This window comes from Kamptonema animale CS-326, from assembly GCF_028330895.1.
Taxonomy (GTDB): Bacteria; Cyanobacteriota; Cyanobacteriia; order Cyanobacteriales; family Microcoleaceae; genus Kamptonema; species Kamptonema formosum.
Genome location: NZ_JAQMUA010000404.1, coordinates 1 through 9120, shown reverse-complemented (window position 1 = coordinate 9120; position 9120 = coordinate 1). Strand labels below are relative to the sequence as shown.

General features: G+C 41.3%; 11 protein-coding genes and 1 tRNA gene. 1 reads left to right on the top strand and 11 read right to left on the bottom strand.

Annotated elements, in window-relative coordinates:
- Window positions 1-274: 274 nt before the first annotated feature.
- The 4 genes from PN499_RS23900 to PN499_RS23885 all read right to left on the bottom strand — a co-directional run bounded on the left by PN499_RS23900 (window position 275) and on the right by PN499_RS23885 (window position 3959).
- Window positions 275-2113 carry a cellulose-binding protein gene (locus tag PN499_RS23900; protein ID WP_272035250.1) on the bottom strand — a complete coding sequence of 613 codons (1839 nt, stop codon included), beginning with the start codon at window positions 2111-2113 and terminating at the stop codon, window positions 275-277.
- A 190-nt stretch (window positions 2114-2303) separates the two neighbouring features.
- Window positions 2304-2957 (bottom strand): Maf family protein, encoded by a 654-nt coding sequence (locus tag PN499_RS23895; RefSeq protein WP_272035248.1) that lies wholly within the window; start codon window positions 2955-2957, stop codon window positions 2304-2306.
- Between the two features lie 68 nt (window positions 2958-3025).
- Window positions 3026-3565, bottom strand: a complete 540-nt coding sequence (gene psbP, locus PN499_RS23890) for a photosystem II reaction center PsbP (RefSeq protein WP_272035246.1) — start codon at window positions 3563-3565, stop codon at window positions 3026-3028.
- 196 nt (window positions 3566-3761) lie between these two features.
- Entirely contained in the window at window positions 3762-3959 is a 198-nt protein-coding gene (locus PN499_RS23885; RefSeq protein WP_272035244.1) for a high light inducible protein, read from the bottom strand.
- A 240-nt stretch (window positions 3960-4199) separates the two neighbouring features.
- Between PN499_RS23885 and PN499_RS23880 the strand changes: the two genes are divergently transcribed.
- A complete protein-coding gene (locus tag PN499_RS23880; RefSeq protein ID WP_272035243.1) occupies window positions 4200-4808 on the top strand; it encodes a hypothetical protein in 609 nt (202 codons plus the stop codon).
- Window positions 4809-4811: 3 nt separating this feature from the next.
- Here the strand turns inward: PN499_RS23880 and PN499_RS23875 are convergent, their stop codons facing one another.
- From PN499_RS23875 to PN499_RS23845, 7 genes are all read right to left on the bottom strand, one after another.
- Window positions 4812-5072 (bottom strand): hypothetical protein, encoded by a 261-nt coding sequence (locus PN499_RS23875; protein WP_272035242.1) that lies wholly within the window; start codon window positions 5070-5072, stop codon window positions 4812-4814.
- A gap of 247 nt (window positions 5073-5319) precedes the next feature.
- A complete protein-coding gene (locus PN499_RS23870; RefSeq protein ID WP_272035240.1) occupies window positions 5320-5766 on the bottom strand; it encodes a hypothetical protein in 447 nt (148 codons plus the stop codon).
- Between the two features lie 232 nt (window positions 5767-5998).
- A complete protein-coding gene (locus PN499_RS23865) occupies window positions 5999-6283 on the bottom strand; it encodes a hypothetical protein (protein ID WP_272035239.1) in 285 nt (94 codons plus the stop codon).
- A gap of 43 nt (window positions 6284-6326) precedes the next feature.
- Window positions 6327-6399, bottom strand: a tRNA-Ala gene (locus tag PN499_RS23860).
- 110 nt (window positions 6400-6509) lie between these two features.
- A complete protein-coding gene (locus tag PN499_RS23855) occupies window positions 6510-7232 on the bottom strand; it encodes an HAD family hydrolase (RefSeq protein WP_272035238.1) in 723 nt (240 codons plus the stop codon).
- 48 nt (window positions 7233-7280) lie between these two features.
- The gene (locus PN499_RS23850) at window positions 7281-8168 is read right to left on the bottom strand and encodes a class I SAM-dependent methyltransferase (RefSeq protein ID WP_272035237.1); all 888 of its coding nucleotides are present in this window, start codon (window positions 8166-8168) and stop codon (window positions 7281-7283) included.
- 43 nt (window positions 8169-8211) lie between these two features.
- Window positions 8212-8928: a TVP38/TMEM64 family protein gene (locus tag PN499_RS23845; protein WP_272035236.1), complete on the bottom strand. Its 717-nt coding sequence runs from the start codon at window positions 8926-8928 to the stop codon at window positions 8212-8214.
- Window positions 8929-9120: the final 192 nt, after the last annotated feature.

The window sequence follows — 9120 nt, the reverse complement described above, 5'->3', positions numbered from 1 at the left end:
CCGCAACCATCTTCTTCTATGACTTACAGGTTTTTTGCGGCGAGCGCCCACCCTACGTTTAATTATGTCCGACTACTTAATACCAATTTAACGCGAAGTAAAGCAATCTCAAGGCTATTACAATTTGTCGTCATTGCGAGCGAAGCGAAGCAATCTCAAGACCCTGGGATTGCTTCGCTTCGCTCGCAATGACATACAAGACTAATGCTATTAGACTTAATATTACCTGACTTAAGACTTAGCTGGAAAAGTCAAAACACAGCCATCCCACCAACTAAGGATTATTATCAATAAAGTCCATCAAAGCATTATATTTAGGCGAACCATTTTGGCCAACATACTCCAAAGCACCCCAACTACCCCACCTACTAGGTACACCAATATCCAAATATTGCATGAAAAGAGTACCGCCTGCTTCTTTCCAATTTCCCAGTAATTTTGTATATAACTCATACATTTCTGGTCGCCTATTTAACTCAATAAAGAAATTAGTAAGCTTTTCATTATTCTCATTCCCTTGAATACCTACAATATGTTGACCTCCTTCATAAGCAACTAACTTAAGACCCTTTTTCTGCGCTACCTCTGAGTGATATTTAAACAAGCCATAACCATCAGATAAACTATCCTTAAACCCCCCTAGCAAACCGCCATCTCTCAATTGTTTAAAAGCTTTGCTAAAACCACCATCTGAATCATTCAACCAAGACTCTACGATGCTAGTATTTTCTGGGGCACCCAAATTACCACTAAAATATCCAGTGATAGCATAGACATCTATACCGTGTTGATAGCAAGGTTTATTACCTTCTGCTACCCAATAAGAACATTCTAAAACAGAATTTTCTAAACCTTTCCATGCAGTTTGAGTTGAAATTACACACACAACTCGATCCTTTTGTTCGCTAAAAATATCTTTCCAAAGATCGCACATTTGAGCTGTACGCATTCCATACCATTGCATATAAGCATCTTGTTTATCCTTTCCCCACCTAGCTTGACCTTGTTGTAAAGCATATTGAGATTGGAGAAATGAAAAATTCCAAACTTCATTAGAAAGCTCTACATAAACTTTTAAATTTGTATCTAAACTACTTTTAACAGTCTGAGAAAAGTTTTTTAAATATTCATCAGTAGCCATGATTGGCATATTAAACCAAGCATTTGCCTTGATTTTATTCGCCAAAGCAACCATGATTTCAATTGGGACATTGCCTTGATAAGCATAGGAAATATTTTCTGGTTTAGGTCGGTTCGACCATTCTTTTTGTTCAGAACCATTTGTACTCATCCAATCCATGAAACGCAGGGTGCTAAATTTTTTAATTTTGTCTATAAACTTGGGGTTAAATATCTCACCACTTTCATAAGCTTTTTCATCTTGAGAGTGAATTACTCTAATGTTGCGAATATATTTTCCTGTTTTGTTGGGATCTGTGGCAGTAATTGTCAGCAGGATTCCCTCTTTATTGGTAGCATCTACATCAATAATATCTCTGCCTGGTTGTGACGATGCTTCATCTTTTTTAGCTGCAAATTTATACTCAATTTTCCCCTCGCCTTCATACATGACAATATATTTGCCTGATGGGAAAAAGTTTGGTATGTCCCTTAATAATAAGGTGCTGACACGGGTATATTTAGGAGAATCTTGGGGAAGGGGAAGAGATTTGACCCAGCCGTTTTCGTCAAGATTTAAAAGATTATATTCATTAGTATCTAATTCTCCCTGACATCCAGCCTCTTTTGGATCGCACTGAGTCATCCATTTTCTAGAAGATTTAAAGGCATCTAAAAATGGTAATTCTGTTGACCAGTCGGCAATTCCAGAAAGATTAACTCCTACAGGAGAGGTTGAGGTGGGATTTTTGGATGAGCTATTAATTGCTATTGTATTTGGTGAGTTATTCACAGTAGGAGTCTGATTTTTTGCTAAGCTTAAACAGCCAGGTAGAATAAAGATAAATATCAGTAAACCCGATAGAAAAGTTAGAATATTTTTTGTATTAAAGTAAGTCAAAAAAGTCATAATAAGAAGGAAGAAGGAAGAAGGAAGAAGGAAGAAGGAAGAAGAAAAGGAGGAGATGGGGATATAAGGAGGGTTTTTACCCAATTGGCAATTACAGGATTTACGGATTGTAAAAGTATAGTAAGTGGTTGAGATTGCTTCGCTTCGCTCGCAATGACAGAATCCAATTGTCTATGGGTAAGTTGTGAATTAGCGATTAGCGATTAGCAATTAGCCATTACCAATTACCAATTACCAATTACCAATTACCAATTACCAATTACCTCTAAATTTCCTAATTTGATTGCCAAAAATCTGTAACGTCATATCCCAATTCTGCTAACATTACTCGCAGTAGTGGCAAGCTTAAACCGATAACATTGGTGTGACAACCTTCGATTTTCTCGATGAATAATCCCCCTCTACCTTCAATGGCAAAACAGCCAGCACATTGTAGCGGTTCTCCTGTGGCGACGTAAGCTGCAATTTGGCGATCGCTAACTTCAGCAAAATAAACTTGGGTAACTTGACACTTGACTCTGATTCTATCCTGTGTTATGTCGATTAAGGTATGACCAGTGTAGAGTTGGCCAACTTCACCGCGCATTTTTTGCCACCGCGCGATCGCATCTTTTGCATCTGCTGGTTTTCCATGAATCTCGTCGCCAACAACCAGAAGGGAATCGCATCCCAAAACTACGATCGATTTATCTTGTTCAAATTCTCCCTTTTTCCCAGTCGGGAGTGAATTCGGATTCGCAATCAGAGATTTAACGACTGTTTCAGCTTTCCGTTGTGATAATATCTCGACTAATTCAGCCGCATCGCTTAGTTGAATTTGGGACTCGTCAAAGTCGCTGGGATAAATAATAGGATTAATGCCAACACTTTGTAATAGGCGGCGGCGCGCGGGGGAAGCTGAGGCTAGTACAAAAGTGGGAATATCCATTTTGTGCGATCGAGACTTATAGCTGTTAACTGTTAACTATTAACAGTTAACAATTTACCCTTACAAGCTTAATAGACAGAGAAAGATTTAATGACTTTCTCAAATAATTGTTTGGCTTTTGGCCATCTATCTTCAGTTGAAGAAATGTTGATCGTGAAAAGTTTACCGCGACTGACTGCTACGCTAGCTAGGTTGTGCCGCAGTTGGTTGGGAAGTTTGACGGCATACTCTAAAATGTAATAACTTTTCGCCCCAGATTCACGAGCTTCGGCATTAACTAATTCTGCTTCGCGGCCGGAATTGGGAGGTGCGATCGCGCTTTTGCTTAACCGATATCCTACTTCGCTGGGAGTACCTAAATCGGCAAGAGTTTTACCACTGGGAACTTCACTGATAACGACGCTGACGTTCTCTGTTTGCTCAATTAAATCGCGAAATACTACATCTGGGCCATTGGAAACATTTAGTGCCGTCCAGCCATTAGGATAGAGAAATTGGTAGCCGTCGGCTGTGTCAATGTAGCTTTTGAGTCCGCTAACGGTTGATACACAACTGGTTAAGGTAAAGCTAAAAATTACCAGAAGTATTACCGCAATTCGTTTGAGCATTATTCTTGATTACCTGGTCGGGGTGCATAATGTGATGATTTTGATTTTCTCATAAAGACACCCAAAACGGAAAGCGATCGCCTTCAAGGATGGGAGGAAGGATAGATATTGACCTAAAAAACAATTTAGCTATGGAGCGCTTCCCTCGCCCATAGCTTTGCAGTTCTATCTCGAAATCCCAATAAACGCTAGTTTATTATCCCAGAAATCCGTGCTTAGCTAGCACTTCTAAACTTAGTAGCGAGACAAAACCAATCATGGCAAGGCGACCGTTTAACCGTTCTGCGTAGGTTGTAAAGCCTGTACGCGGCTCTTCTTCGACGTAAATAGTGGGTTCAATGGCAAAATTGTTGAGTTTGCCTTGATCGTCAACGATCGCTCCTTTGCTAGTCATGTTTGTACTCCTGAATGGTTTTTACTCTCCTGTTAACAAATGTAACAGAGCCATTAATAAATGTAAAGTAAAATATAAAATTTTTTCAATCTCAACATTTCCTTGGATTTAGGGCAATGAATCTAACTGGGGACAGTGGACTCTGGACAAGGAACAAGGGACTATATGAGGATGGCAAGTTAAAGGTCAGTACCAAATCCAGTCAGGGCTGGAAAAAATGTTGCAAGGGAGGAAAGATTTATGCGGGCCAGTGTGGAACTGCGATGGTTTTATAGTGGCACGCTGCCAAAAGCGATCGCCCAGTGGTTTTGGCAGGATAGTCTGGGCGGCTATTTATGGCCTCATGAAGAACGGGAAGACTCATATTTACTGATACCTAGCTGCAATTACTTGGGACTAAAGTTAAGGCAGAAAGGCTTAGAGGTAAAGTGGCGGCAAGCTGAGTTAGAGCCGGTGCGGTTTGGCAATTGTTGGGAGGGAAAGGCGGAAAAGTGGCTGAAGTGGGTTTGTGTAGAGACAGAGGCACCTGTGGCGGCTGATATTTTGGCAACTGGGGTGTGGTTGACGGTGAAGAAAAAGCGATCGCAACGTCTATACCAAGTTTCGGAGGAAGGTTTGACTCCGGTTCCAGTGGAAGCGCCTATCCCCCAAGGTTGTAGTGTCGAAATTACGCAGTTAAGTATTAACGGGGAGGAGTGGTGGACTATTGCTTTTGAGTCTTTTGGCCATGACAGTTATTTGATGGAAAATTTACAGATTGTAGCTGGTTGGGTGAGTAAGAGTTATCCGGGTCAAAAGTTAACGTTGGATAATTCTTTGGCTTATCCTCAGTGGCTTAATCGAGTTTAGCTTTTAGATTTTATCCTCTGGCCCAATAGAGGGCGATCGCGATCGAGAATGTCGCGATCGCTCTTTATTGACTGACTCGGCGGGTGTGGAGAGAAGCGATCGCGTTGATGTTAGCTCTACAATAATAGGACTTATGCTCATGGCTCCAGAAACCGGGTTTTTGAGAGAATCTGTGGGTGAAAACGAAGTATTTTCGTCAAAAAACCCGGTTTCTTTGGTTGGGTGCGTAAGCCCTAAATAAGTTCCTGCTAAGATTGCGCTCATATTGTTACTTATGGAATCAATTATGAGTGAAACTACTTTAAAGCAACAAGAAAATACTAAAAATTACATTGTTTATGTGTTGGAACAGTTGACTTTAGCGGACTCGAACCCCTGACCTTTGCGGTGCGATCGCGCTATCAGGTAGCAAAAAATTTTAAAGCTAATCAATGTACATCAATCCTTTTGCTTCAAGGAGATGCAAGGAAGGAAAAAATGTACATTGATTAGCTTTGCGAGAATCTATTTCCTAGTTACTAAAAGTATCCTTGATCTTATCAACAGTGCGTTCAATAGCATTCTTTGTGTTGTCTACTGCTTTCTTAGTCCGAGCCGCATCTCGATCGGCTCTTTCCTCAATTCGCGCTGTATCTTTGTCTGCTTTGCGTTCAACAAAACTACGGTTTTCCGTTGCTCGATCGACTTTATCTGCATTTCTATTTGCAGTTTCCTTCACCTTATCTTTCGTATCTTCGATGAAATTTTTGGCTCGTCCAGCATCTTCACTGGTTTTGGCTTTAACCTTATCGCCCGCATCTGAGGTTGCGATTAGGCTGGAAACAGGATTAGCCATTGCTGCGGTGTTCGAGAAAAACGCACCTTGCCAAACGAAGGCGATCGCTGACACGCAAAACAGAGCTGTGGCCATCCAGCGTCCTAGAGTCGAAAGCGGTTTTGTAAAATAATTCAGTTTCATAGAATACAATTCGATGACATTTAACATTCTCTTTGTACTTCATTTGAGGGATCGAGCAAATCTTTCCCTAGACTGAAGTTATGCGATCGTAAATTATTGAACAAGTCCACTCTTTCGATAGATTAAATTTATAGGCTATTCCACTAACGGCGGCTAATGTACCTCTCTCGATTGAAAACTGCTATATATCTGTTGTAAAGGCGCAATGCTATAGCAACGATAATTGGACATACTATCTGAGGCTTAAAATTTTAGTTATTTCGGAGGCTTCAGTCTTCTCTCCCTCTCTAGAAAGAAATTCTTCCAAAGTAAAAGAAAAATTTGTGTTCAAAAATCGAATTGATTTTTTTTCTAAAACTTCTTCAACTCTTGATGCCAGCTCATTTTCTATAAAAATAGAGCAAGCGTAATGAACCAGTGCCTTAAATGTTTTCTCGCTAATTTCTCCCTTAGCATTTAAGTAAGAAAAGTAAGATATAACAATTTTAAGCTTTTTTGAAGCGGTGTATCTCATCAACCTGGAATCTGCGACAAATAATGTGTTAATTGACAACAACCGATGGAGAATAGCGGACTCGAACCGCTGGCCTCTGCGGTGCGATCGCAGCGCTCTACCAACTGAGCTAATTCCCCCTACCGAGCTTAGATTTAAGACTAAAAAACCTAAAACCTCGATCGTGACTGCTTGCTAAATACTTGCAGACATTTAGCGATCGTACCACAATTTCGCGAAAATGTCTAGACTACGCTGGATTTTCCTGACCTACCTCCTGCGAATAAACCTGCTGGACTCTCTCAAATTCTAAATCGGAAAGATAATCTACAGTCCAATTAGCAGCACGTTGGAGGAAATGAAATGGATAAGTATTCGCCACACCCACAACAGAAATACCCGCTTTTTGGGCCGCTTCAATCCCAGCAAAAGTATCTTCGATCGCCAAACATTCCCCAGGTTCCAACTTAAGGTCTGGATAAAGCTGGTTCAGCCTTTCAACTGCTAAGAGATAACCGTCTGGTTGCGGTTTACTTGCCATCACATCATCACCAGCAACAATTACCTCAAAGTATTGTGCTAAGCCAGATCGATTTAACACCAATTCTACCTCCAACCGCAGAGAACCTGTCACCAAAGCGATTTTTAATTGCGCCACCTGGAGACTCAAAATAAATTCCTCCAACCCCGGATATATCGGCAATTTTTCCAAAAGCTCCACCTCTTTAATGTAAGCTTGAGCCTTGCGTGCAATCAGCCGATCGAGATAGGTTTCAGTAACAGTTCTGCCTCTGCGGTTGAGTAATTCCGCAATGCAAGCGCGATCGCTTCTTCCCAAACAAACTTGGCGAAACTCTCCACGATTAATCCGTAAATTTTCCTGAATTAGTAATTGCTCGATCAGCCGTTCGTGAATCGACTCATCGTTAATAATCACTCCATTAAAATCAAATAAAACCGCTTTTAGGGTCATGGGCAAAGTGTAGCAAAAAGCTAAGTTTAAATACTTTGAAAAAGTGTTTTAGGCTGGTGCTGGAAACCCTTCTAAGTCAAAATCAGGCACGCGATCGCTTGCATTTTGCCACTGATTGACCCGTTGCGGATCTTGGCCAGGAAGTGGTTTCACACCCCGTGTCACCTGATTTACCAACCACAGATCGTCAGTTTGGACAGCACCAAATCCAGCGCTACCCATCCAAGCATCTAGATTACCAGCGGCATAAGACTTAATATAAGGCTCTTCAAACACATCTGTCAGCCATTCTGTCTGTCGCAAAGTTTTCTGGTTCCCATCTAAAACTATTACCTGTCCCCCAACCGTCAGCAGTCGAAAACTTTCCCGGAGAATATTTTGCGATACTGTTGGCGGCGTTTCATGAAATAATAAAGAAGCAGTTACCAAGTCAAAGGAAGCGTTAGGAAATCCCGTTTGTTCAGCATTTCCGTGTCGCCATTGAATATTTAACCCCGCTTTTTGAGCTTTCATTTCTGCAATTACAATCATATAAGGCGATAAGTCCATACCGATGACTTCCGCTTGCGGAAATGCTTGTTTCAACATTAGGGTTGTCGAACCCGTACCGCATCCTAAATCTAAAATTCGCCTCGGTACACCCATAACAGCATCAATTAATCCCTGTCTAACGATCGCCTCGCTAGGAGGTAAGACATACTGAGTTATGGGGTCATAAGAAACCGCTGCACTAGGATTGAGGTAGCCTCTTTCTATGCCGTGAAAGTTCTGACCGGTGTAGTATTCGGGATAAACTAGATTTGGCTGAGAGATGCGATCGCTCTCTTTTTGCCAATCGATATTTTCATATAACCGCCGCAGCGCCTCTTCGTCAATCATCAGCCGCATAATCGGCGACAAGAAACGCTCAAAAATTGTATCCTTGCGAACAGCCATAGTAGTCTCCTCGATTATGTTTAGTGGCTTTGCAGGTCAAACTTTAGGAAATTCTCTCGTCTAAAGCTTTTTTAGCAATGCGAGTGATATAAACCGTGACTGCGATCGCGGCTACCAAACCCACAGCATAAAGCACCCACTCACCAATTGTACGCGATCGCCCCTGAGTTCCCAAGGCCGCTAAATTCCCTGCTAGAGAACCAATATAAACATACATAATCGTTCCCGGCATCATACCAATCCAAGAGGCAAAAAAATAGTCCTTAAGTGATACTTGCGTCACCCCAAAAGCATAATTGAGCAAATTAAAGGGGAAAATCGGCGAAAGTCTAGTTAACCCTACAATTTTCCATCCTTCTACTGCCACCGCCTCATCAATCGCCTTGAATTTTTGATTGCTTTCTATCTGCTTAGAAACCCAATCGCGAGTTAAATATCTGCCTACAATGAAAGCACAAGTTGCCCCTAAAGTAGAAGCAATAGAAACCCAGATTGAACCCCACACTACTCCGAATAATACACCAGCGCCGAGAGTCAGTAAAGAACCTGGAATAAATAGCACTGTTGCCAGAATATAAACCAAGATAAAAGCCACAGGCCCCCAAGGGCCGAGATTAGCAATTAACTCTAAGGAATCTTTAAGAATTCCTTGAAGGTTGAAAAATTTTGCTCCCACAATTAGAGCGATAATTGAAAGTATTCCGAAAATTAACTTTAGCTTATTTGAGGAAGGCTGATTTTTATCAGGTTGATTATCCATTTTTTAAATTTATCGATTAAAAGTCGCAGGAAGAAAGAAATTCGTAACGCCGCCCTCTAGGTAGTAAATATACCACCCAGAGGGCGGCGTTACGTGATTTTTGCCTAAGTTTATAAGTCCTGAATTATATCATGTCCGGTTAAATACTAGTCATTGCGAGCAAAGCGAAGCAATCGCCTAGTCTCTGCGATT